The 22,390-nt window shown below is 47.0% G+C and carries 23 protein-coding genes and 1 tRNA gene; 13 read left to right on the top strand and 11 right to left on the bottom strand.

The window, feature by feature from the left end; translation table 11 throughout:
* The first annotated feature begins 371 nt into the window (after positions 1-371).
* Together mtgA and IRJ16_RS21685 are read left to right on the top strand one after the other, a co-directional pair.
* Positions 372-1,070, top strand: a complete 699-nt coding sequence (gene mtgA, locus IRJ16_RS21690; protein ID WP_194113881.1) for a monofunctional biosynthetic peptidoglycan transglycosylase — start codon at positions 372-374, stop codon at positions 1,068-1,070.
* Between the two features lie 181 nt (positions 1,071-1,251).
* On the top strand, positions 1,252-1,644 hold the full coding sequence (locus IRJ16_RS21685; RefSeq protein ID WP_194113879.1) for a group III truncated hemoglobin: 393 nt from the start codon (positions 1,252-1,254) through the stop codon (positions 1,642-1,644).
* Here the strand turns inward: IRJ16_RS21685 and IRJ16_RS21680 are convergent.
* The 5 genes from IRJ16_RS21680 to IRJ16_RS21660 all read right to left on the bottom strand — a co-directional run bounded on the left by IRJ16_RS21680 (position 1,639) and on the right by IRJ16_RS21660 (position 4,189).
* Positions 1,639-1,920: a DUF1905 domain-containing protein gene (locus IRJ16_RS21680; RefSeq protein ID WP_194113877.1), complete on the bottom strand. Its 282-nt coding sequence runs from the start codon at positions 1,918-1,920 to the stop codon at positions 1,639-1,641. The two genes, IRJ16_RS21685 and IRJ16_RS21680, sit on opposite strands and share 6 nt — an antisense overlap.
* 21 nt (positions 1,921-1,941) lie before the next feature.
* Complete coding sequence (locus tag IRJ16_RS21675) at positions 1,942-2,931, bottom strand: Kelch repeat-containing protein (RefSeq protein ID WP_194113875.1); 990 nt, start codon at positions 2,929-2,931, stop codon at positions 1,942-1,944.
* Positions 2,932-3,016: 85 nt separating this feature from the next.
* On the bottom strand, positions 3,017-3,238 hold the full coding sequence (locus IRJ16_RS21670) for a hypothetical protein (RefSeq protein ID WP_194113873.1): 222 nt from the start codon (positions 3,236-3,238) through the stop codon (positions 3,017-3,019).
* A gap of 186 nt (positions 3,239-3,424) precedes the next feature.
* Complete coding sequence (locus IRJ16_RS21665; protein WP_194113871.1) at positions 3,425-3,913, bottom strand: ABC transporter ATPase; 489 nt, start codon at positions 3,911-3,913, stop codon at positions 3,425-3,427.
* 117 nt (positions 3,914-4,030) lie between these two features.
* Positions 4,031-4,189 (bottom strand): type II toxin-antitoxin system YafQ family toxin, encoded by a 159-nt coding sequence (locus IRJ16_RS21660; RefSeq protein WP_194113869.1) that lies wholly within the window; start codon positions 4,187-4,189, stop codon positions 4,031-4,033.
* 402 nt (positions 4,190-4,591) lie between these two features.
* On the opposite strand from IRJ16_RS21660, the gene IRJ16_RS21655 reads away from it, so the two are divergent.
* The 3 genes from IRJ16_RS21655 (at position 4,592) to IRJ16_RS21645 (ending at position 6,778) form a co-directional block, all read left to right on the top strand.
* Positions 4,592-5,071: a hypothetical protein gene (locus tag IRJ16_RS21655; RefSeq protein WP_194113858.1), complete on the top strand. Its 480-nt coding sequence runs from the start codon at positions 4,592-4,594 to the stop codon at positions 5,069-5,071.
* A gap of 102 nt (positions 5,072-5,173) precedes the next feature.
* A complete protein-coding gene (locus IRJ16_RS21650) occupies positions 5,174-5,959 on the top strand; it encodes a hypothetical protein (RefSeq protein ID WP_194113856.1) in 786 nt (261 codons plus the stop codon).
* Between the two features lie 6 nt (positions 5,960-5,965).
* Entirely contained in the window at positions 5,966-6,778 is an 813-nt protein-coding gene (locus tag IRJ16_RS21645; protein WP_194113847.1) for a hypothetical protein, read from the top strand.
* A 3-nt stretch (positions 6,779-6,781) separates the two neighbouring features.
* Here the strand turns inward: IRJ16_RS21645 and IRJ16_RS21640 are convergent, their stop codons facing one another.
* From IRJ16_RS21640 to IRJ16_RS21630, 3 genes are read right to left on the bottom strand one after another with little or no spacing between them, the layout of a single operon-like run.
* On the bottom strand, positions 6,782-7,573 hold the full coding sequence (locus tag IRJ16_RS21640) for a (Fe-S)-binding protein (RefSeq protein WP_194113846.1): 792 nt from the start codon (positions 7,571-7,573) through the stop codon (positions 6,782-6,784).
* 4 nt (positions 7,574-7,577) lie between these two features.
* Positions 7,578-8,030 (bottom strand): DUF2750 domain-containing protein, encoded by a 453-nt coding sequence (locus tag IRJ16_RS21635; RefSeq protein ID WP_194113844.1) that lies wholly within the window; start codon positions 8,028-8,030, stop codon positions 7,578-7,580.
* A gap of 54 nt (positions 8,031-8,084) precedes the next feature.
* The gene (locus tag IRJ16_RS21630) at positions 8,085-9,389 is read right to left on the bottom strand and encodes a (Fe-S)-binding protein (protein ID WP_194113842.1); all 1,305 of its coding nucleotides are present in this window, start codon (positions 9,387-9,389) and stop codon (positions 8,085-8,087) included.
* A 265-nt stretch (positions 9,390-9,654) separates the two neighbouring features.
* On the opposite strand from IRJ16_RS21630, the gene IRJ16_RS21625 reads away from it, so the two are divergent.
* Positions 9,655-9,727: transfer RNA gene (locus tag IRJ16_RS21625), tRNA-Phe, on the top strand.
* Positions 9,728-10,035: 308 nt separating this feature from the next.
* Here the strand turns inward: IRJ16_RS21625 and IRJ16_RS21620 are convergent.
* A complete protein-coding gene (locus tag IRJ16_RS21620) occupies positions 10,036-11,250 on the bottom strand; it encodes an ROK family transcriptional regulator (protein WP_194113840.1) in 1,215 nt (404 codons plus the stop codon).
* Between the two features lie 312 nt (positions 11,251-11,562).
* Here IRJ16_RS21620 and IRJ16_RS21615 point away from each other — a divergent pair, with 312 nt between their 5' ends.
* The 3 genes from IRJ16_RS21615 to IRJ16_RS21605 all read left to right on the top strand — a co-directional run bounded on the left by IRJ16_RS21615 (position 11,563) and on the right by IRJ16_RS21605 (position 17,242).
* Positions 11,563-12,843 carry a Gfo/Idh/MocA family oxidoreductase gene (locus IRJ16_RS21615; RefSeq protein WP_194113838.1) on the top strand — a complete coding sequence of 427 codons (1,281 nt, stop codon included), beginning with the start codon at positions 11,563-11,565 and terminating at the stop codon, positions 12,841-12,843.
* Between the two features lie 13 nt (positions 12,844-12,856).
* Positions 12,857-16,060: a DUF1080 domain-containing protein gene (locus tag IRJ16_RS21610; protein WP_194113836.1), complete on the top strand. Its 3,204-nt coding sequence runs from the start codon at positions 12,857-12,859 to the stop codon at positions 16,058-16,060.
* Between the two features lie 105 nt (positions 16,061-16,165).
* Positions 16,166-17,242, top strand: a complete 1,077-nt coding sequence (locus tag IRJ16_RS21605; protein ID WP_194113834.1) for a Gfo/Idh/MocA family protein — start codon at positions 16,166-16,168, stop codon at positions 17,240-17,242.
* A 140-nt stretch (positions 17,243-17,382) separates the two neighbouring features.
* Here the strand turns inward: IRJ16_RS21605 and IRJ16_RS21600 are convergent, their stop codons facing one another.
* Positions 17,383-18,249, bottom strand: a complete 867-nt coding sequence (locus IRJ16_RS21600; RefSeq protein WP_194113832.1) for an alpha/beta hydrolase — start codon at positions 18,247-18,249, stop codon at positions 17,383-17,385.
* Between the two features lie 135 nt (positions 18,250-18,384).
* On the opposite strand from IRJ16_RS21600, the gene IRJ16_RS21595 reads away from it, so the two are divergent.
* The 4 genes from IRJ16_RS21595 to IRJ16_RS21580 all read left to right on the top strand — a co-directional run bounded on the left by IRJ16_RS21595 (position 18,385) and on the right by IRJ16_RS21580 (position 20,567).
* Positions 18,385-19,116: a DUF421 domain-containing protein gene (locus IRJ16_RS21595; protein WP_228080405.1), complete on the top strand. Its 732-nt coding sequence runs from the start codon at positions 18,385-18,387 to the stop codon at positions 19,114-19,116.
* A gap of 49 nt (positions 19,117-19,165) precedes the next feature.
* Positions 19,166-19,654, top strand: coding sequence for a peptide-methionine (S)-S-oxide reductase MsrA (msrA, locus tag IRJ16_RS21590; RefSeq protein WP_194113830.1), 489 nt, complete (start codon positions 19,166-19,168; stop codon positions 19,652-19,654).
* Positions 19,655-19,825: 171 nt separating this feature from the next.
* Entirely contained in the window at positions 19,826-20,164 is a 339-nt protein-coding gene (locus tag IRJ16_RS21585) for a potassium transporter KefB (RefSeq protein WP_194113828.1), read from the top strand.
* Positions 20,165-20,381: 217 nt separating this feature from the next.
* Positions 20,382-20,567, top strand: coding sequence for a hypothetical protein (locus IRJ16_RS21580; RefSeq protein ID WP_194113827.1), 186 nt, complete (start codon positions 20,382-20,384; stop codon positions 20,565-20,567).
* A 15-nt stretch (positions 20,568-20,582) separates the two neighbouring features.
* Here IRJ16_RS21580 and IRJ16_RS21575 read toward each other — a convergent pair whose 3' ends face one another.
* Complete coding sequence (locus IRJ16_RS21575; protein ID WP_194113825.1) at positions 20,583-22,370, bottom strand: cytochrome c peroxidase; 1,788 nt, start codon at positions 22,368-22,370, stop codon at positions 20,583-20,585.
* Between the last annotated feature and the right edge of the window lie 20 nt (positions 22,371-22,390).

Here is a 22,390-nt window from a genome sequence, read left to right as displayed (position 1 = left end):
CCGCTTGAGCGGGGAAGCACTGCACGAACATCAAGCAGAACCTTTGATAGGGGTGTGTCCTTTTGCAGACCTTGCAAATGAAGGACACACCCCTGACCCCGCTCAAGCGGGGAAGCGAGACTTAATGCATTTTCGATCAATATGTCATGGCTAAGAGCGAAGGGAAAGGCGGTGTAGTGGGGCGACCCAGCGATCTGATAGGACATTCCGGAGAAGCAAATGTCGCTGAACATTGCGACCACTTGTCCTATGAGATCGCCGCGCTACGCTCGCAATGACAAATCGGGGTGATATTTCGCATTTGACATTTCGCACTTCGCATTCCTTAAATTCACTTCGCCTTTCGCATTCAAACCCTTATTTTCGTTCCCATGAAATTTAATGGTATCGGCAAGCTGATCTGGCGTGTGGTTAAGCTGGCATTCTTCCTTTTTGTGGGGATAAGCCTGTTCTTTGTACTGCTTTTTAAGTTTGTTAACCCACCTGTAACCTGGCTAATGATATCGCGTGGCTTTGAGCGCAAAGCCGACGGCAAAGAATGGAAGATAGACAAGCAATGGGTAGACTTTGACTCCATCGCCGACCCGATGAAACGTGCCGCCGTAGCTGCCGAAGATCAAAAATTTTTAGGCCACTTCGGGTTCGATTTTAAAGCCCTGGAGCATGCCATCGATAATAACGCAAAGAAGAACAAGAAGCTGATCGGCGGAAGCACCATATCGCAGCAAACGGCCAAAAACGTTTTCCTTTGGCAGGGGAGGTCGTTCATCCGCAAAGGCTTTGAGGCTTGGTTCACTATGCTGATCGAGATCTGCTGGAGCAAGAAACGAATTATGGAGGTGTACCTTAACGTGATCGAGATGGGCGACGGCATATACGGGGTAGAGGCAGCCGCGCAAGCCTATTACCACAAACACGCCTCGCAACTCACCAAAAAGCAATCGGCGGCTATCGCGTCCATATTCCCGAGTCCATTAAAATGGTCGCCAACCAAGCCGAGTGCAAGGGTACAGCGGCATCAGTATCTGATATTGAAGAGTATGCGGAGGTTAGGTCCGCTGGATTTTTAATGGCTTCGCTGTCATTCTGCTAAGCATCATTGGGTCATTCGCTTCGCTGTCATTGAGTCATTTGCTTCGCGTCATTGCTTTGCTGTCATTGGTGATATTCGTCACTTTCGGATAGAATTGCATTGTGTTAACAATACTTAGCATCAATATCTGGTAACTTTGCGGCCATTAAATAAAGCAGATGGAAGAGCGCGTACCCATATTGAGTTTAGATGATATCAAGAACCTGGTAGATACTTTTTACGGAAAGATACGTGAGGACGAATTGCTTGGCCCGATATTCCACTCCCGCATCCAGGACCGCTGGGAGCATCATTTAGGCAAGATGTATAGCTTTTGGCAGACCACCTTGTTAGGCGAGCATACCTACAGTGGCCGCCCTTTCCCGCCGCACGCTACTTTGCCTGTAGCGCATGAGCATTTTGCCCGATGGATAAAACTATTTACGGAGACCGTAGACGAACTCTTTACCGGCGAGAAAGCCGACGAAGCCAAATGGCGCGCAGAGAAGATCGCCGAAATGTTCGAGATCAAAGTGCATAACTTTCAACAGAACAACGGGTTTATCTTATAGCCAGCTCAAGCATTCCTGCAGGTGCAGTTCTACGCTGTCGCCTACGTCTTTACCGATCGCTTTGCGTATCTCGGTTTTGATGGGTAGTAATTGGGTCCCGTCGCCCATGGGCATGAATGAACTTTGGAAGGGATGACCATCTACCGTTCCCGCGACCTTAACATAACCACCCGTCCCGAAAAATTCTTTAGACCCCGGCCAACTGACGTACGTCCAGCCGCCTTTAACCGGTATTTTTTGCATGGTCAGCGTAAGGCGGATATCGAGTTTGCTCATATACAGCTAAATTCGCAAAGCCTATTTGATATTAAATACTTCTAATTGCGGGCCGCCGTTAGCGCCGCCGGCGATATAGATCTTGCCATTCAGTACCGCGCCGCCTACGCCGTTGCGGGCATGATTAAGGTCGGGTCCTTTGGTCCACTGGGTATCTTTTTCAGGGTCGATGTAGTAAACGTCTTTTTGCGGGCCATTAGGTTTAGTGCTGGTGGCACGTTCGCCGCCAATGAAGTATATCTTGCCATCTACGGCCACCGCCGTGCCGCCGCCTGTACCTTGCGGGAGTTTGGCTGTTAGGGTGGTCCATTTGCCGGTCTTGAGGTCGTACTGATCAACCTCTAATACTACTTTATCAAAAAAGGACATAAAGTTATTAGCATCATGCAAACTGGTGTTACGGCCGCCGAGAGCGTAAAGTTTATCACCTACAACAACAGCTTGACTATGGTCGCGGATATGCGGCGCGTCGGGCAAAGCAGTCCAGATATTAGTCTTAGGGTCATAAACGTCGAGCATTCCATTGGTGCCCTTGGTATGCCCGTTGGTAATGCCACCTACCAAATAGACCTTGCCTTTGTAAACGGCGGCCCCGGCTCCACCACGACGACGGTCGGCAGCAGGGGCAGGGAGAGTTTGCCAGGTGTCGGTCTTGGTATCGTAACTATAAGCATTGGGTGTAGGAACTTGGTTGGGGTAGTTACGGTCGGCAAAAGCTTGCAAAACGTAGATCTCATCGCCAATGGTCACCGCCTGAAAATGGTGCATAATACTTGGCGCTATCGCCTTGGCCAACCATTTATTAGTTGCCGGATCATATTCTTCAATCGGTTTGGCAGGGTTATCACCGCCTAAAAGATAGAGCTTGCCATTGGCAGCAGCAAAGCCGCATTCGGACCGGCCTTCGGTGTTGTTGCTTGTTGGTATGGTTTGCCAGTTACCGTTCTGCTGAGCGGCGGCTGTAGATGCCAGGAAAATGGTGGCTAAAAATGTGCAGGTCAGTACTCTCATAGCGGCGATGGTTTTACAGATGTAACCTTAACGCAGCAAATTTAATGCCTTAAAATGGATATTGCGCTGATAATAAATTAATTAACTACCACTCGCGCGAATGACTGTATGATGAGCGGTTTTTGAATAATTGCCCAAAAATGGCAATGGCGATCAGCGCCAAAATTATCCAGTGATCGTATTCGGTCAATTGGGTAACTACCTTTTTTGAAAGATGGGACTGCTCTATCACACGGCCTAATATCCAAAACAAAGCTATCGTAGCTGCTAAAATATATCCGGTGTAATTTTTTAAGCGCATATCCATTTTTCTGACGTACTAAGTTAATGTAAATTGGTAACAGAATAGATACAATTTTAACGCCGATCTAATATTTTCCTGCTACATTGCTCAATGGGCAGTCTGATCATAAAATGGCTTTTTTGCTGTAAAATAAAAACCCCGGGTTGGGTATACAACCTGGGGTGGTAGTGTGGATATTGTTTCCCGTTATTATCGGTCGGTTAATAAATTGTCAAATAGTTGAATGTGCCAGCTGTCTTTAAAAGGCACCTCCCATTTGGTATTCAATTCTTTTAAGTTCTGCACCATATTATTAAACACGATGGTATCGGCACCGATCTGTTTTTGCTTGATCTTATCCTCAAATCCCTGGCGGGGCAACGATAGAACTTCCCGACCGTCGCGATAAGCTAAATTAAAACGATCGAACAGGCTGATGCCGAATTTTTGTTCGATATGCTGCATAAAATGCACCGACTTATCAATAGAACAACCACTTGCCCCGGCCTGGCTTTCGTCAACAATAAGGATCAGGAAGCGGTTGTAGCGTATCTCGGCCTTGGCTTTAAGCTGACTGCTATGAGCTGTCCAACTGATGGTGAAACTGTCCATTTCGGTCTGTATCTCAGCAGCTTCGGCAGCGGTAAGTTCGCGGTTGGATTGATAAACCCAAACCCTTGAATTTTCAGAAAATTGCATGTGCAAATTTATCAATAAAGTTAAATGTAAAGGTCGGTTTATTGTAAAGGGGAGGAACGGTCAACAGAATCGTTAAAAAAGGTCGGCATGTGTGCCTGTCCTTAATAAAATGATCTCCTACTTTTCGTTTATCTCGAACCAAATGATCAATAGGTCTGGTTTGATGTGGGCTTCCCAATTATCGTTATAGCTGCCCGAGAGTTTATGCGGGCGATGTTTTTTATCGATCCCATCGGCACCTGTTTGGCCAGTTGTTCTAAAAAAGCGCTTATCCATGCAGCATTCTTTGTCGACCGCTTTTTTAAGGTCTTGATATCTTTTTTGGACTGATTTGTGGGTATCAGTATAAACATTACAAAGAATCGATAAAGCTGCTAACGTCTTTAATAGGCTCACCCAAACCAATGCCGTTACGGGCATCATCAATGGTCTTTACCGTCAACTTGTTAGGCGTTTTTTTGTCGGTCATCGACCTGGGCGCTTAACTTACACTTACGCCCAATTCTTTTAAAAGTTGTTTTACCAAGGTCAATTTGTTTCAGGAATATTAATGATCAACGTTTCCATATTCAAATATAACGATCGTGCGTTGTGCTTTTAGTTAAACTTTGTTTTTGTGCAGAAAATTGCATGCGCAAATTTATCAATTTATATCTTCGTAAAACTTCATGATATCAAATGCTTAGATCAGTGTGGAAGAGAACGCTTAAAATTGTTGTGCTGACAGGTGTAGTGTTGGTCGCGTCGGCATTTAAGACCGAGCCGGAGGCCGCTTTGTTCATACACAGCAGTAACAAGATATTGGCGCAGGTTTACGACATAGCCGGCGAGGTGAAACTTAAGAAATGGGAACTAAGCGTGACCGAAGACCACTTCCTTCGTCTGCGTAAAACTTTTCAAACCGGCAAGCAGGAGTATTTTTCACTGCACTTAACTTCTGTTGCCGATGTAGCCTATTTGGGCAACACCGATAAAGGCATCATCCGTATCAACACCAAGACCGACGACGTGATCGTGCAGACCCACGGCGATAAAAAAGGTAATGTCGACTCGATGGCTACCTCTTTCAGCATCCCGTTGAAAAACATCCAGACCGAGCAATTGGATACTCTTTACAAAACTTTTCAGCTTTTTAAAAGCGGGGGAGAGGAACATTGACCTCATCGCTTTTCCTGACTAAGAGGTAAGAAAAATTGAGACCATAGTTAATGTATCAAACTATTTTTATAGTTTGGTGGTATCCAATTTAAACCGACCGCTATGAGGACCTCCTTATTTATAATCATCTGCTTGTTGGCCGTCAAACTGGCTAACGCTCAAAAACTGCCGGCAGTTCAAATCCTTCCGGTACGTGCGCCTGCCAATGTTAAGGTAGATGGCAAGGCCGAAGAATGGGGCGAGATGAAAGCCTACAATAAAGCCACCTCTATAGCTTATACCGTTGCCAATGATGAAAGCAATCTATATCTGATAGCCAAGATCACCGATACCGAGATAGCCAGTAAGGTTATTCGTGGTGGCATAACGCTTGGCGTTAATTTGGAAAGCAAAAAGAATACGAAAGACGCCCCATCGGTCACTTTCCCCAAATACGAGAATGAGAAACAGGTGTTGATCATTCCCACCCGGCCAATGCGCACCGACTCGTTCGTGATGATCCGTAATACAATGATCAGCGAGCGTTTGAAAGATATCGGAGTGAGTGAATTGCAGGGACTACCTAACGGCCTGATCTCGCTATACAACGACATGGGTATAAAGGCTGCTGCAAGGTTTGATGCGGATATGAATTTTATTTATGAATTGGCCGTGCCTTTAAAATATCTGGGCTTAAATGTTGCGGATAAAAAGAAGTTCAATTACAACGTTAAGCTGACAGGGATAATGGCCAATGGCGGGCAGGTACATACGCTCAACGGAAGAGATGATGTGCTGATGTTCACCAGTGCAAGCGGCCAGGTGCTGGGCCTTGGCAGGAACGATCCGCGTAATATGGAACTAAATTACCCTACCGACTTTTGGGGGACCTACACCTTGATCAAATAGAACACGATGAAGAGGATATTTTTTTTAGCAGCATTAGTGCTGTTGACCAACTTAGGCTTTGGCCAAAAGTTGCCAAACATACAGCAAGGTGGGGTGCACGCGCCTGCCAACGTTAAAATAGATGGTAAGACCACTGAGTGGGGTGAACTAAAAGCTTATAATAAAGCTACGCAGGTTTATTACACCATGGCTAACGATAAGCAATATCTATATCTGGTGCTTAAAGCGCAGTCGTATGTGATCATTGACAAGATCACCAAGGGTGGAGTTACGCTTACCGTTAACCCCCAGGCTAAACGTAAAGACAAAACATTGCCCGAAATAACTTTCCCCATGTATGAAAAGCCCGGTCCAAAGTATTTCCAGATAATTGACAGCAAGGCCGAATTAACGGGTGACGCAACGACGAATAAACGTGTAGGTGATTCGTTGGCGCGGCTTAAGAACAAAACTTTATCCGAATATTTTAAATGGATCGGAACGATCAACCTTAAAGGCATCTCTGATAGTTTGATATCTGCTTATAACGACGAAGGGATAAAAACAGCTTCTGCAATGGATAGCGAGCTTAGTTATAATTACGAATTGGCAATACCCTTAAAAAGCCTTGGCCTCGGCATATCGTCGGGCAAGTTTTATTATAACATACAATTGAACGGCGTATCCTATTACTATGCCGGGGTTCAGGAATTTAGGCCCGGTTATTTTTCGCTTATCAAAGCCGACGGAACGGGCGTTATAATGAACGGTGATCGAAGTACTCATGCCGATAAGATATTTCCTACAGATCTATGGGGAGAATATACCCTCGCCAAATGATCCTTACAATCCGTTCGCCCTCGCGGTGATCTCGGCAATATCCAGCACGCGTATCTCGCCTTCTTTGTCGGCGTGTTTAACGCCGTCACTCAGCATGGTCATGCAGAATGGGCAACCGGCGGCTACTACGGTGGCCTGGCTTTGCAGAACGTCGTCCATACGCTCCATATTTACTTCGCGGTTTCCTTTTTCGGGTTCTTTGAACATTTGTGCACCGCCTGCGCCGCAGCACAGGCCATTGCTTTTGCAGCGTTTCAGCTCTACCAGGTCGGCATCTAAAATTTCCAGTGTACGTCGCGGAGCCTCGTACACGCCGTTGCCGCGGCCAAGGTAACATGGATCGTGGTAGGTGATGCGTTTGCCTTTAAAGCTTTCGCCGCCTTCGGCTTTTAGTTTGCCCTCGTCTATCAATTGCTGAATGAGTTGGGTATGGTGGATGACATCGTAATTGCCACCCAGGATTGGGTATTCGTTCTTGATGGTATTAAAGCAATGCGGGCAGCCGGTCACTATCTTTTTCACCTCGTAACCATTCAAAACCTCAATATTCATCATCGCCTGCATCTGGAACAGGAATTCGTTACCCGCGCGTTTGGCAGGATCGCCGGTGCAGCTTTCTTCAGTACCCAACACGGCGTAGCTAATGCCTACGTGTTGCAGGATCTTGCAAATATCGCGGGTGATCTTTTGGGCGCGCTCGTCAAAACTGCCCGCGCAACCTACCCAAAATAAAATATCAGGGGTTTTGCCTTCGGCCACCATTTGGGCCATGGTAGGTATGTTCAGCTCGGTCATTCGGTTATTCTTCTTCTTGGTCAGTAATTTGGTTAAGGTCGGCTATCAATTCGTCAACGCCCGGGTAGTTTTTAAGTGATACGGTAGAGTTGATGCTTTTGATCTGCTCTAAAACATCAAGCGCTATGGCATACGCCTCGGTTTCGGTACCATGCATATGGGTATCCAAATTAACACCGGCCACGTTACCTTCTTCGGCCATGCCGGTACACCAGGTCTCTAAAAATTCACCCAGCGGAATGGATGTTGGCGTAAAGCTTTTCCAGTCATCACGCGCACAAGCTTTGGCCAGCGCACGGTCCGACCAAAAAGGGATCAGTGTTACTTCCTCGTCATCACCGGCATGGGTGTTAGCCCAGCCACCTTTACCCATCAATCCCCAAACCATTTTGGTAGCCGCTGCTCTTTCTACAAACAGCTGGTATTTATTATCTATCGTTGCAGTGTCTTGTGACATGTAATTTACTCCCTAAAAATTTCTTACTATGGACCATCGACCATGGTCTATGGACTAATTACCCTTCTCCGCCCAATTTAATCTATCGGCCTGGCTATATTTCCATGGCGCGCCGTTATTTTCCACGTTACCGAACATATTGTTCAGGCTGGCCGGCGCTTGCGATTCTTCCATTACAATGTAGCGTCGCATTTCGGTAATGATCTCGAGCGGGTTGATGTTGACCGGGCAGGCCTCTACGCAGGCATTACAGCTTGTACAGGCCCATAACTCTTCGCGGGTGATGTAGGTGTCCAATAAAGTTTTATCGTCTACGTGGTCCTTGCCATGCTTGTGTATGTTGTTGCCTACCTCGGTGATGCGGTCGCGCGTATCCATCATGATCTTGCGCGGTGACAATAGCTTGCCAGTGATATTAGCCGGGCATACTGATGTACACCTACCGCACTCGGTGCAAGTATAAGCTTCCATCAGGTTCTTCCAGGTCAGGTCGGTAGCGTCTTTAACGCCAAAGCGGCTAACCTCGCCCGTGTTCTCGGGCACGAATGATGGGTCCAACATGGCCTTAACCTCGTTGGTCACCGATGCCATATTGGTGAACTGACCCTTAGGGTTCAAGTTACTGTAATACGTATTTGGGAAGGCCAGCATAATGTGGAAATGCTTGGAGTAGGGCAGATAGTTCAAAAATGCCAAAATACCCACAATATGGAACCACCAGCAACCGCGTTCGATACCCGCTAACACGTGCGGGCCATTGGGAAGGATAGGGGCGATGAGGCTACCTATTGGAAAACTGCCGGCCGCAAGGTAATGACCAAAATGTACCGTTTGTAGTTTATAGTCGGCCGCGTTCATGGTGAGGAAGGCGGTCATCAGCAATATCTCTATGCACAGGATGTAGTTGGCATCGCTTTTAGGCCATTCTTTCATCTCCACGCCGCTGAAGCGTTTCAATTTTAAAATATTCCTGCGGATAAGGAAAACTACGCAAGAAATCAGTACTAACAGCGCCAATATCTCAAAACTGCCGATCAGTACGCTATACAAGCTACCCAGCGGCCCACTAAATATGCGGTGCGAGCCAAAAATGCCATCGATCATGATCTCTAACACCTCCAGGTTAATGATCACAAAACCGATGTAAATGAAGAAGTGCAACACCGCGGCAACAGGGCGTTTGGTCATTTTGGTTTGGCCAAGGGCTACCTTTGCCATGGTCTTCCAGCGCAGGGCCGGTTGATCTGATCGGTCGGTATCCTTACCCAATAAAATGTTACGGCGCACCTTGGCAGCATTTTTACTGAAAAGGTAAACGGCAAAGCCCAGGATGATGATGAATATAATTTGGCCTATCATTATGCGTGCATAGTAATAATGACTAAAGTAGAAAAATAGTTTTTATAAAACCCGCAAAACCATTAAAGTTTTGGGTGCACGGGGCAATTTAGGATCGTTAAAAATAATTTGAAAATATTTTTTCATAATGATGTCGACCCTATCATTCAGATCTCCAAATGTTTACATCTGCCCGCACCCCAGGCCTTGCACCTTGCCCTAAAAAAACTTAAAAAAAAATTTTGTTACCAAAAAAAAGAAACTACATTTGCACTCCCAAACGGATGGTACCATAGCTCAGATGGTAGAGCAAAGGACTGAAAATCCTTGTGTCACTGGTTCGATCCCAGTTGGTACCACAGCAAGCCTTCAACGAAAGTTGAGGGCTTTTTTGTTATAGGTTGTTAAGGTTGGATAATGATTCATCAAGTCTTAGCTTTACGTTACATGCCGTATGTGAGTCAAACCTTACTTCCATACTGCTATTTCACTTTCTCTACTTTATTGGAATTATGATTCTGTAGTTATTAGCAACCTTTAAAAATTTTATCTCAAAACTACACGCTTGGATATTGCCATTAAGTATAGCGATCAGTATATCGCACCAAAGCAATATCAAAGATATGAGTGTACGGCATGGGGCGGTCAGACTTAGAGATCTGACTTGTTATCTCAAAAAGTTTTTTACCCCCCAGTAAGCCACACCCAGCAGTTTGGCATTATCACCTAATTTAGATACGGTGATCTGGGTTTGCTCGCGGATCTGGATCATGCAATAGGTGTTGAGGGCTTGCAGCATGGGGAGCGTCATGTATTGGCCTGCATTAGCGATCTTGCCGCCAAGGATCACGATCTCGGGGTTAAATATCTGGATCATGGTAGATATGGCCCGCCCCATGGTGCTGCCCACTTGCGATAGCAATTCGATAGCGAACAGGTCGCCTTTGTTGGCCGCTTCTATTACCATGGCTATCTGCAAATGGTCGGGGTTGTGGCCGCACAGTTGGGATAACATGGTGTTTTGCCCTGCCGCTATGGCCTGTTTGGCATTTTTGATCAGCGATGAACCTGAGGCTACGGTTTCTAAACAGCCCTGCTTGCCGCAATAGCAAAGTTCGCCTTCCTGCGCCATGGGGATGTGCCCTATCTCGCCCGAAAAACCTTTGGCCCCTTTACGGACAGCCCCGTCAAGGATAATACCCAGGCCTACGCCAATATCCATTGATAATACCAGCGCGTCGGTTTTACCTTTGGCTTCGCCGAACATCAGTTCGGCCTGTGCAGCGGCGTTAACGTCATTATGGATGGTGACCGGCAGGGAGAATAGATCCTGCAGATAGTCCCTGATCGGCACTCCGTCCGCCTCGTCGCGTAGGTAAAAGCAGCTTTCGCCGTTCTTTTCGTCTATCAGGCCGACTATACTAAAGCTTATGCCGATGAGTTGCCGCCGCTGATAGTTATTAATGGATATGAACGCATTGATCTGATCGGCCAGCCGGGGTAAGCCATCGCGCGATTTCGTAAGCGTAAAAGGGATCTCGGCTTGGCATTGCAGCATAAGATTATTATCGTAAACCGCCACCCTGGTCCCGAAAACCTCAATGTCCACCGCCACAATGTAGAACAGCCCCGGGCAAAGCTTAACCGTCGACGGTCGCCGCCCGCCCGATGATCCCTGCTGTTCGCCGGGTTGGATCAGCTTAGCGGTTTGCAGTTGTTTCAGGATCTTGTTAACGCTGGGTAAACTCAAGTTCAGGCGGTCACAGATCTGGGCATTGGTAGCCTGGCCAAGTTCAAATATCAGCCCAAGGGTATTAAGCTCGTCTTTGGTCAGTTTGCCCTTGTCTAAGATTACCGCAGCAGAAGGTTGTATATCATCCATGTAAAGTTGACCACTTGAATTGAGAACTATTAAGACATGTTTTGTAAACTTATTTAAATATTTTATAAAAGATGATCTATTTTAAAAATATTTTTAAAAATGTTTGGCTGCTGGTGTACATCCTCTTAATTTAGAGCTAACCAATTTGCATTCGGACATTCTTTTACAATAAGACCTGAACAGCTATAGCTGTGGGGCTACCTAAAAAAAAGTGGTAGCTATCAGGAATTTTGGCAGGCAGATGATCCGTTAAAATAATAATTGTACCTTGTTAGGCCTGTTAGGCAGGCCATACGTCACCAATACCGAAAAATGGAATCCGATAAAGATCAGACCCGTAACTCCCGCCGCGATTTTGTTAAGAAAGCTGCTACCGGCATTGCCGCATTTACCATTGTGCCCCGTTTTGTACTGGGCGGCAACGGTTTTTTGGCCCCGAGCGATAAACTGACCAAGGCTGTAATAGGCGTTGGCGGTATGGGCCGCGGCCATTTCTCTTACGAGGGCACACCTACCGTGGCTATTTGCGACGTCGACAAAAAGCACTTGTCCGAAGCATCAGCCATGTTAAAAGGAAATGCTAAAACCTTTACCGATTATCGCGAGGTTCTAGCCTTATCCGAGGTCGATATCGTTCACATCGCTACCCCGCCGCACTGGCACGGCATCATCGCTGTCGACGCGGCTAACGCGGGTAAGGACATCTGGTGCGAAAAGCCCATGACGCACACCATTGGCGAAGGCAAGCGCGTACTGGAAGCTGTTCAGCAGAATGGCAGCATGTTCCGCCTGAATACCTGGTTCCGTTTCAAGGATGTGTTTTACGGCATGGGTACACCCGTTAAACCGATCAAGAAATTGGTAGAGAGCGGCTTGTTAGGATGGCCTTTAAAGGTGACGGTTGGCAAACACACCGGCTACGATTGGAAATTTTACTGGGTAGGCAAAGACAACCTGGAGCCGCAACCCGTACCACCCGAACTGGATTACGAAATGTGGCTTGGTCCGGCGCAATACAAGCCTTACAATGCACATCGAGTGCACCAAACCTTTCGCGGATATTGGGATTACGATGGCGGCGGTTTAAGTGATATGGGCCAGCATTACCTGGATCCTGTACAATATTTTTTGGGTAAGGACGATACCAATCCCATATCGGTAGAGGTGGATGCCCCGCAGCAACATACCGACGCGGTAGGCACCTGGCGACGCATTACTTATACATATACCGATGGCTGCCAGATCATTTTAGATGGCGAAGGCACCGACGATAAGGCCGCTTATATTGAAGGCCCGAAAGGAAAATTGTACCCGGGCTTTAAGTCGGACATTCCGGATCTGGAGCGTAAGCTGGCTACCTTCCCTGATCCTGCGCCGCAAAACATCATCTTTAGCGATTCGGTAAAGTCGCGCCAAAAGTTTACGCTGAACGAGGAGAATGGTCTGCGATCTTGCAACCTGGTCAACATGGGATTGATCGCCCTGAAGTTGAACCGTTCGTTGAAATTCGACCCTGTAAAAATGGAGTTTATTGGCGACGAGGCCGCTGATCGTTTGATCAACCCCGTAATGCGCGCACCTTACACTATTTAAGTCTTTCACCGTTATGAAGATAAAAGAATTAAGCTTTTTACTGATCGCAGCGGCTTGCCTGCAAAACGTTGCGTCGGCACAGGTTAGTCATGACGACGAACATGCGATCATCTCCTTGTTAACGCAATTGCCGGCAAAAAATGCTGTAACATTTAATAATAGTATGGCTAAAGTGGCCACTATGAGCAAAGATGGTTATGTGATGCTCATTAGTGCTTTAAATGACCCCCGAAAGGTTAAAAAAGCTGAAATAGAATATACCGTAGGCGGTTTTTCGGCATATGCCACCAAGCCCGGTAACGAGGCTGCCCGCGAGTTGGCGGTAGGGGCTTACATCAAAGCTCTCCAAAAGCTTAGCGATAAACAGAATAAGCAATTCATCATCAGTCAGTTCGATATTGTCGGGACCGATGAGGCTGTACCTGCTTTACAAGGTTATCTAACTGATGCTGACCTTGTTGATGCGGCTACTCGTGCTTTAGTGAAGATCAATACCGCGTCATCTAACAAGGCATTACTAAGTGCCTTGCCGACCGCTACCGGAAAACCCAAACAACTGATCATAGATGCTTTAGGCGACGCAAAATATCAGCCTGCGGTATCAGCACTAAATAAAATAGCCGCGAGCGGGAATACCGAAGAAGCAAAGTCGGCTTTATATGCTTTAGCTAACATTGCTGATCCATCATCACAAACCGTATTGTCGTCCGCCGCCTCAAAAGCCGGCTACAAATACGAGCCGACCAACGCCATGGCCATGTACGTGCGTTATGCCGAAACAGTCCTTAAAAAGGGTCACAAAGCTATCGCACAAAAAATATCAGCCGATCTGTCTACTAAAGGTAAAGCCGTGGTAGGAGCCCGTGCGTCCGCCTTAAAATTGTCGGTGGATGCTACCAAAGGTAGTCAGCCGATCTTGTTAACTGCCGCCGGTGATGCAGATCCGGTCTATCGCGCGGCCGCTTTGCGCTACGCCTTGCCTTACGTCACGGCTGCAAACGTTGGCGCATGGGTAAAAAAGCTATCGACCGTAAGCGATGAAGCTAAGGTAGATATCCTGTTCATGTTAGGTCAGTCCGGGCAAAAGAGTACGCTGCCCACGATACTCGGCTTGGCTAAAAGCAAGAACGATGCGGTGAAACAAGCGGCTATTAATGCGGCTGTCGATATCGGTAACGACCAGGTGCTCGACGAGTTCTTTAAAATGATGGCTACCGGCACGGCTGACGATGTAGATATGCTGGCCGCCGGGATCACCCACATGAAGGGCGATGGCATCAACCAGCGCATTGGCAAAGTGCTGCCGACCGCTCCGGAAAGGATGCAGGTAGCGCTGATCGATATCATCGACTCGCGTAAGGACAACGCGCAATGGCCTGTTGTTTGGTCGTTATTGAACAGCCCGAATAAACGTACCAAAGCGGCGGCCTACGGTGTGCTTGGTCACATCGCTACCAAAGACAATGCCAAGCAATTGTTCACTTTGCTTAAAGAGGGTAAAGAAGAAGAGCGGGCTGCTGTTCAGGATGCATTGGTATTCTTGTACACCGGTCCGGGTAATGATCCCAAGCAAGGGTTGTTAACGTTGGCGAGATCAAACGATGCTGCGGTAAACCAGCTGGCTATCGAAAAATATCTTCAAGCTATTAAGCAAGATAAAACCACTCCCGAGAATAAGTTTTTAAAACTGCGTGAAGGGTTTGCGTTGGCCAGATCGGCCGAGCAAAAACAGCAGATCATGAAAGAAATGATCAAAGCGCCGTGCTTCAACACGCTCATCTTTGCAGGTAAATATCTGGACGACGCCGATCTGAAAGCTAATGCCGCTAACGCGGTGGTAGCGTCGGTTTTGGCAGGTAATTACAGCGGTGACCTCATTAAAGGTTTATTCAGCAAGGCCCTGCCGATGGCTAACGCAGATGCTAAACAAAAAGAGATAGCCGAAAAATATCTGGCCGATATGAAAGGTGGCGAAGGCCTGGTACAGGTATTTAACGGGACTGACCTGACCGGGTGGAAAGGCCTGGTTGCCGACCCGATCAAACGTGCCGCTATGGATGCCAAAACCTTAGCCGACGCGCAAGCCAAAGCGGATGCAGAAGCCAAAGAAAGCTGGAAGGTGATGAATGGCGAGCTGCACTTTATGTCGAAAGGTAATAACCTGGCTACCGTGAAAAAGTACCGCGATGTAGAGGTGTTTGTTGATTGGAAGATCATCGACGATAAGAAAGGGGAGGGTGATGCAGGCATCTATCTGCGTGGTTCGCCGCAGGTGCAAATGTGGGATCTTGCCCGTACCAATGTAGGCGCGCAGGTTGGCTCGGGTGGTTTGTATAACAATCAGGTGCAGCCAAGCAAGCCGCTAAAAGTAGCTGATAATAAATTGGATGAGTGGAACACTTTCCGCATACTAATGACAGGCGACCGTGTGACCGTTTACCTGAATGGTGAACTGGTGACCGACAATGTGATCCTGGAGAACTACTGGAATCGCAAGATCCCGATCTTTGCCGAAGAACAAATAGAACTGCAGGCCCACGGATCGCCGGTGGCTTATCGCGATATTTATATTCGCGAGATACCGTCTGAAAAACCATTTGAGTTGAGCAAGAAAGAGGTGAAGGAAGGCTACAAAGTATTGTTCGACGGAACGAATATGTTCAACTGGACGGGCAACATGGTCGACTATACTTTGGACAGCGGCACACTGGCCATCCACCCTAAACCCGGCAAAGGTTCGGGCGGTAACCTGTACACTAAAGATGAGTACAGCGATTTTATTTTCCGATTTGAGTTCCAATTGACACCGGGCGCTAATAATGGCTTGGGTATCCGCGCACCGTTGGAGGGCGATGCGGCCTACACCGGCATGGAATTACAGATATTGGATAACGAAGCCCCGATGTATAAGGATCTGCATGTGTATCAATATCATGGCTCTATCTACGGTACTATCCCCGCCAAACGCGGCTTTTTAAAACCTACCGGCAAATGGAATTACCAGGAGGTTGAAGTGCGCGGACCGAAGATCAAAGTAACGCTCAACGGCAAAGTGATCCTGGATGCCGATATCACCGAGGCCCGCGCCAAAGGTGCTGCCGATGGCAAAGACCACCCCGGCCTTAAACGCGACAGCGGCCACATCGGCTTTTTAGGCCATGGCTCGGTAGTGAAATTTAAGAATATCAGGATCAAAGATCTGGCGGGGAAGAAATAAGAGTCAAGAATCAAGAACCAAGGAAAAATAGTGATCGGTGACCAGTGACCAGTTGACAAACAACGGTTACTGATCACCGGTCACCAGTCACCGATCACTAAAAATATGTCTGAAAAGAAAATAAAAGTACTGGTAGTAGGTGCCGGCAATATGGGTGCATCGCACGCGACTGCCTACCACAATATGGATGGGTTCGAGATCTGTGGTATCGTAACTACGGGTAACAGTAAAGTAGTACTGAACGAGAAATTGGGCGGCGGTTATGCGCTGTATAGCGATTATTACGAAGCTTTGGAGGCTACAAACCCCGATGCGGTTTGTATATCCACTTACCCTGATACGCACGAGGCATTTGCCATCGCCGCTTTTGAAAAAGGTGCGCACGTATTCATCGAAAAACCTTTGGCCGATACGGTTGAGGGAGCCGTCCGGGTAGCGGAAGCAGCTGAGAAGGCCGGTAAAAAGTTGGTGGTAGGGTATATCCTGAGGTACCATCCGTCATGGGAGAAATTCATCGAACTGGCGCAGACCGTAGGTAAACCCCTGGTAATGCGTATGAACCTGAACCAGCAAAGCCATGGCAATATGTGGACGGTTCACCGCAACCTGATGAAAAGCCTCAGCCCCATTGTAGATTGTGCCGTGCATTACATTGATGTGATGTGCCAAATGACACGTTCTAAACCCACTCAGGTAACCGCCATCGGCGCGCGCCTGACCGACGATATCCCGGATTGGAATTATAATTACGGTCAGCTACAGATCCGTTTTGAGGATGGCTCTATCGGTTGGTACGAGGCCGGTTGGGGGCCGATGGTGAGCGAGACGGCGTTCTTTATCAAGGACGTATTTGGTCCGAAAGGGGCTGTATCGATCGTAGCTAAAGAAGCATCGCAAGCCGGCATGTCCGATTCTGTTGACCTGCATACACAGACCGAATCGATCAAAATACACCATGCCGCTTTGGATGGCAAAGATGAATTCGCTAAACAAGACGAGTTTATCAACCTGCAAGATGAACCCGACCACCAGGAGCTTTGCAACCGTGAACAGCGTTTCTTCCTTAAAGCTATTCACGAGGACCTGGATCTGACGGACCCTACCGAAGACGCGATCAATAGTCTCCGAATCGCTTTTGCTTGTGATGAGTCGGTAAAAACGGGTGAGGTGGTGAAGCTTTAAATGCCTGATGATTCCGGGCGGACAGATCAATATCATTATAAAGAAATAATAAAAAAATGCCGCCTTGTACCAATTTGCAAGGCGGCTTTGTTGTTTACTGCTGATCTTGGGGATCTGAAATTAGTGATATGCTTTAGGTGTTATTTGTTATAGATCTTTTGCAATCCGCGGATGTAGGATATCAAACCGACATCCATGTGGTCGAGGTCGGTATAAATAGTCGAACTGAATTTTAAACGTTTGTCGGTTTTCAGCATTGACGACAGATCATTCACCGGAGCGACCGACCATTTTGGGTCTTCTAATTGGCCAACCGTGAGGTGGAGGCTCAATGTATCTGTGACTGCTGATGTTTTCAGTTGCTCTGGGATGCGGGACAGATAGAAGTTATTATACCATAGCGACGGACTGGCGGCAACGAAACCACTGAAGTCGGCGCGTTTGGTATTCAATTGCTCCAGCAGGCTATACAGCGTAAAATATCCGCCAAAGGAATGACCGAGTAAGGTCCGTTCGGTGCTCATGGTAGGATAATTCTTATTGATATACGGCAGCAGTTCGCCGGTAATAAAGCGGTAAAAATTTTGACCGCCGCCGGGTGCTTTCATTTCATCGGATGGGATGGCTTTCGGATACAGATAGTCGCGCTGGCGAAGTGAGTCCATCGCCTGAAATGACTTGTAGCCTATTCCCACCAAGATCATTGGCGGCAGCAGGCCACCTTGTTCGTACTGTTGAAGTACCGGGGCAAGCATAGGGTAATAGAAATTGGCATCGGTAAGCACTACCACCGGGTATTTCTTTTTAGGTTGCTCTGGATATGCTAAGGGTAACTGCACCGAGATGAAGAAACTATCCTGCACATTTTTGGAGTATAGTTTAAAGTTGGTGCTATCTTTTACGGTATTGGTTGTCTTAGTGTCCGACGTTTGTTTACACGAGGTGAACAAGGCGGCTGAAAGCAAGATAAGGCAGGCTACGTTACTGATGGTGGATAATATTTTCATGATGGCAGGTTTTGCTGATGCGCCGGCTAAATTAAATGCTAATAGCTTAGGCCAAAACTATTTAACATGCTTTAACATATCGGGTTAGGATGGATGTGCCTCTCCTGAAAAATGATCATTGTTGTAACTAACAATTTGCCACATAAGCTTGTTGTGGAACTGTCCCATACACAGCTGCGCAATATGAAATTTGATTGGCATACCATTTTTATAAACGACCTTGACCCAATGTACGCGTTAGAGATACTGTTGCGTACAGTACTGATGTTCGGGTTCGTATTGTTATTGCTCCGAATGTCAGGTAAAAAAGGTGTAAGGCAATTGACGATATTTGAGGTAGCCATCATTATAGCCTTAGGTTCGGCAGCCGGCGACCCGATGTTCAATAAGGACACGGCGATATTGCCGTCTTTATTGGTATTTGCGATCATACTTGGGATCTACCGGCTGATCACTTACATGGCCGCCAAAAGCGAAAAGTTTGAAAGCGTGCTTGAAGGCGACCCGCTGTACATTATCGAGGATGGCATGTTCACTATGGAAGAAGAGCATGATAACACATTTGCTAAGGACGAATTTTTTGCCGAGATGCGCGCCAAGAGTATCGAGCATGTTGGGCAGATCCGCATAGCCGTGCTGGAAACCAATGGACAGGTGAGTTTCTATTATTATTCGGACGATGATGTAAGACCGGGTTTGCCGGTGCTGCCGAAACCTTACGGCGAGCGTTCTAAGACGATCAGTAAAAAAGGGCAGTATGCTTGTACTTGTTGCGCAAATGTAGAGGAACGCCATATTGGCGGTAAGTGTAGCAGGTGCGGTCAGGATGAATGGGTCGAGGCTATTGATACTTGCCGGATAAGCTGACAAATGGTCGGTGGTATGATAGTTGAATATATTTTTAAAATACATTTTTATGGATACTGAAAAAGCGATACTGGCCGGAGGCTGTTTTTGGGGCGTGGAAGAATTGTTCCGCCAGCAACCCGGCGTTATAAATACCGTTGTTGGTTATACCGGCGGCGATGTGCCTAATGCTACCTACCGTAACCATGGTACTCATGCCGAGGGCATAGAGATAGATTTTGATCCTTCGGTGATATCGTACCGTAAATTGCTGGAATATTTTTTCCAGATACATAACCCCACCACACTTAACCGCCAAGGGAATGATATCGGTACATCATATCGTTCGGCTATTTATTACCTGAGCGACGAGCAGCGCAATGTGGCCAAGCAGGTTATTGCCGATGTTGACGCATCGGGCAAATGGCCGGGCAAAGTGGTGACCGCCGTTGAACCTGCCGGAGATTTTTGGAATGCCGAAGAAGACCATCAGGATTACCTGCAAAAAAATCCGTACGGGTACACCTGCCATTACGAGCGGCCGGAGTGGGTGCTGTAACGAATAAATTTACATATATAACGATCAAAAAGTCGCGATGTACGAAAAGTGCATCGCGACTTTTTAGTTTGGGCGGATAGTCATCAACAGGAATAATTTTCTCGAAAATATTTGGAGTTGTTGTTTTTACAAATAACTTTGTAATTCAAAGTGCTTTTAATTTATAACTATATGACAACAACAGAACAACTAACAAACAAACCTAATTTTACAGGTCAATTACGCAACAGGATACTGTTTGGCGCAGGCATTGGATTGGTCGCCATCAGCGTTTTTGTGATCGGTGCAGGAGCAGGCGATCCGCAATGGGGACCGTATTGGCGCATTAAACCCTTATTACTGACCCCGTTTTTAGGAGCGATCGTAGGTTTGTGCTATGACGTTACCGAGCCGTTACGGAAGATAGAAGGTTGGGTAGGAAAAATGTTTTATGTGCTAAGCGTGCTTGGATACCTGATCGGTATGTGGATGTCTTTGATATTGGGTTTGGCGGGGACGATGTGGGATTAAATAGTGTGTGAGGTTCATATGTACAAAAAAAGTCCCCTAAGCGCTCGCCGCCGGGGACTTTCAACCTAAACCTTATCACAATAGACGGACTGAGCCGTCGTAGTCCTGCAAATATAAGTAAAAAAATCAGAAAGCGTTAGTCATTTCCGTTCATTTTTCTAAAAAGTAAGTTAAACTTATTCACACCGCACCTGTTTTAGAAAGAAAACGAAACGATATGAAAACGCTAACAGTACCCGGCGATCCGGCCACGCTTACCGCCATTATGGTGCCTAATACTAACCAATTTCACGACCATGACATCGTTCGCCTCGAATCATCAGACAGCGACCGTCATGCCGAAAAACGTATTTTCCGTATTGTAGACGCTGGTAATGACGAGTTGGAACTGCAATTTGAGTAACCTGCCGGTTGCTATTTATTGATCATCCAAAGTTTTCAAGAAGGCCACTATAGCCTTCATTTCGGCCTTGGTAAGCTTAAGCGGATCGGGCGATAGGGTCTGGTTCGCTACGTCGATACCCAGTCCAATGCCACCGCCCCGGTTGTAAAATTCAACCACTTCTTCCAATGTGCGAAAAACACCATTATGCATATAGGGCGCCGTTTTGCTGATGTTCCGTAGTGTCGGTATCTTAAAAGCATGCTTGTACTGCGGGTAAGGCGACAGCGCGTAACGCCCAAGATCGGCATCTAAAGTGGCATTCAGTGTGTCTGACGTGGCCGGAACGCCCAGCACTTCGGCCTCGCTTTTGTTGAATAAAGCAGGTGCCGTTCCGTTAAACACCGGTGCAAAATGGCAGGCACCGCATTTGGCCTTACCCATAAACAGGTTGAAGCCCAGTTTTTCTTCATTGTTCAATTTGCCTCTATCGCCACGCATATACTGATCCAGGCGCGAGTTAAATAACGTTAAGGAGCGGATGTAAGCGGCCAGCGCGTGCTGTATCTTCCAGGCATCGGCTTTGCCTATGCTATCTTTATATGCTTTTTTAAATAACGAACGGTACCGCTTATCGGTGTTGATGCGCTTGGAGGCCAACTCTAAAGAGCCATTCATTTCGTCTCTATGATGTACCACGTCTAAAGCCTGGTCCTCTAAACTTCCGGCTTTCAGGTCATAAAAAAAAGCGCGTTGTAAGCCCGCATAGGTTAGGGTAGGGGTGTTGCGCAACAAAGTTTTGTTTTTGCCGATGGCTGCACCTTTGGTCAGGCCGTCGGTAAAGGCCAATACGGGGTTGTGGCAGGTCATACAACTACGGTCGCCGTTGTTGGATAGGATCGCGTCGCTGAATAAAGTTTTGCCTAAAGCGATCTTATCATCGCTTATAAATTCGGTAGCGTTGCCAACAAAGCGGTCGGGGTTAAAGGCATTGGGTTGGAATAGTGTAACAGCATCATCATGCAATGCCGAACCGCTGGCAGTGGCAGGGATCTTTAGCTTGTTGCGAACCTCAGCAATGCGCTTACTTAACGGATCAAGATATTCGGTGATAAATGTCAGTCGGTCAAATTTATCATAGTTGAGGTGCTCGTTCAGATAAGTTATAGCAGCCTTAACTTCTTTATCCTGCTCCATGTCTCCATAATTCGACAACACGTAACCTATTCCTTCCAAAGCCGAAGCGGCCTCGGGTAGCGACTGCAGAGCATCCGGGGTATCAAATCCGGTGATTCCCAATCCGGTTATGCGGAACATCTCTAATCTGATCGCGTCGAACAGTTGCGCGTCAGTGATCTGGTATTGCTCGTTGAAGCGGGCTACGCGTTTCAGGTTCAGCTGCATCTTTTTTACCTCGTTCAGCAGGTCATCTTTTTGCGCGGCAAGCTCATCGCCATAAATGATCGCTTCCATCACCTGGAAACCGGTAGGGTTTTCGACGAGATTCTCGCCTAATTCTATTTCATCAACGGGGGCGCCGTTCAGCATTACCGCGGTGCTTGGGAAATAGTATTCGATATAGTATTCGATCGTTTTATACTGACGGCGGGCATCTAAGAAGGCCGACTTGATCTGCCCCTGATCACCTTTTTGTACAGCGGTAAATAATTTTTGGTCGACGATGGACTGTAATCGGATCAGTTCCTGATCAAAATTCTTTTTGATATTGACGGATGCATCGGTCTTATCGTTTTTGCAGTAAAAGCAAAAAGTGATCAGCACAAATGCAGTTATAATGGCAAATAGCCGGTTCTTAGCAAGCATAGCTTGGGGAGTGTTTTTAA

The sequence above is a fragment of the Mucilaginibacter myungsuensis genome (assembly GCF_015222005.1).
In the GTDB taxonomy this organism is placed as follows: domain Bacteria; phylum Bacteroidota; class Bacteroidia; order Sphingobacteriales; family Sphingobacteriaceae; genus Mucilaginibacter; species Mucilaginibacter myungsuensis.
This window is presented reverse-complemented; position numbering and strand designations above follow the sequence as displayed.

Excerpts from the sequence above, each read along its gene's own strand:
- mtgA (WP_194113881.1), top strand. The coding sequence starts at position 372 with ATGAAATTTAATGGTATCGGCAAGCTGATCTGGCGTGTGGTTAAGCTG.
- IRJ16_RS21685 (WP_194113879.1), top strand. The coding sequence starts at position 1,252 with ATGGAAGAGCGCGTACCCATATTGAGTTTAGATGATATCAAGAACCTG.
- IRJ16_RS21680 (WP_194113877.1), bottom strand. The coding sequence starts at position 1,920 with ATGAGCAAACTCGATATCCGCCTTACGCTGACCATGCAAAAAATACCG.
- IRJ16_RS21675 (WP_194113875.1), bottom strand. The coding sequence starts at position 2,931 with ATGAGAGTACTGACCTGCACATTTTTAGCCACCATTTTCCTGGCATCT.
- IRJ16_RS21670 (WP_194113873.1), bottom strand. The coding sequence starts at position 3,238 with ATGGATATGCGCTTAAAAAATTACACCGGATATATTTTAGCAGCTACG.
- IRJ16_RS21665 (WP_194113871.1), bottom strand. The coding sequence starts at position 3,913 with ATGCAATTTTCTGAAAATTCAAGGGTTTGGGTTTATCAATCCAACCGC.
- IRJ16_RS21660 (WP_194113869.1), bottom strand. The coding sequence starts at position 4,189 with ATGGATAAGCGCTTTTTTAGAACAACTGGCCAAACAGGTGCCGATGGG.
- IRJ16_RS21655 (WP_194113858.1), top strand. The coding sequence starts at position 4,592 with ATGCTTAGATCAGTGTGGAAGAGAACGCTTAAAATTGTTGTGCTGACA.
- IRJ16_RS21650 (WP_194113856.1), top strand. The coding sequence starts at position 5,174 with ATGAGGACCTCCTTATTTATAATCATCTGCTTGTTGGCCGTCAAACTG.
- IRJ16_RS21645 (WP_194113847.1), top strand. The coding sequence starts at position 5,966 with ATGAAGAGGATATTTTTTTTAGCAGCATTAGTGCTGTTGACCAACTTA.
- IRJ16_RS21640 (WP_194113846.1), bottom strand. The coding sequence starts at position 7,573 with ATGACCGAGCTGAACATACCTACCATGGCCCAAATGGTGGCCGAAGGC.
- IRJ16_RS21635 (WP_194113844.1), bottom strand. The coding sequence starts at position 8,030 with ATGTCACAAGACACTGCAACGATAGATAATAAATACCAGCTGTTTGTA.
- IRJ16_RS21630 (WP_194113842.1), bottom strand. The coding sequence starts at position 9,389 with ATGATAGGCCAAATTATATTCATCATCATCCTGGGCTTTGCCGTTTAC.
- IRJ16_RS21620 (WP_194113840.1), bottom strand. The coding sequence starts at position 11,250 with ATGGATGATATACAACCTTCTGCTGCGGTAATCTTAGACAAGGGCAAA.
- IRJ16_RS21615 (WP_194113838.1), top strand. The coding sequence starts at position 11,563 with ATGGAATCCGATAAAGATCAGACCCGTAACTCCCGCCGCGATTTTGTT.
- IRJ16_RS21610 (WP_194113836.1), top strand. The coding sequence starts at position 12,857 with ATGAAGATAAAAGAATTAAGCTTTTTACTGATCGCAGCGGCTTGCCTG.
- IRJ16_RS21605 (WP_194113834.1), top strand. The coding sequence starts at position 16,166 with ATGTCTGAAAAGAAAATAAAAGTACTGGTAGTAGGTGCCGGCAATATG.
- IRJ16_RS21600 (WP_194113832.1), bottom strand. The coding sequence starts at position 18,249 with ATGAAAATATTATCCACCATCAGTAACGTAGCCTGCCTTATCTTGCTT.
- msrA (WP_194113830.1), top strand. The coding sequence starts at position 19,166 with ATGGATACTGAAAAAGCGATACTGGCCGGAGGCTGTTTTTGGGGCGTG.
- IRJ16_RS21585 (WP_194113828.1), top strand. The coding sequence starts at position 19,826 with ATGACAACAACAGAACAACTAACAAACAAACCTAATTTTACAGGTCAA.
- IRJ16_RS21580 (WP_194113827.1), top strand. The coding sequence starts at position 20,382 with ATGAAAACGCTAACAGTACCCGGCGATCCGGCCACGCTTACCGCCATT.
- IRJ16_RS21575 (WP_194113825.1), bottom strand. The coding sequence starts at position 22,370 with ATGCTTGCTAAGAACCGGCTATTTGCCATTATAACTGCATTTGTGCTG.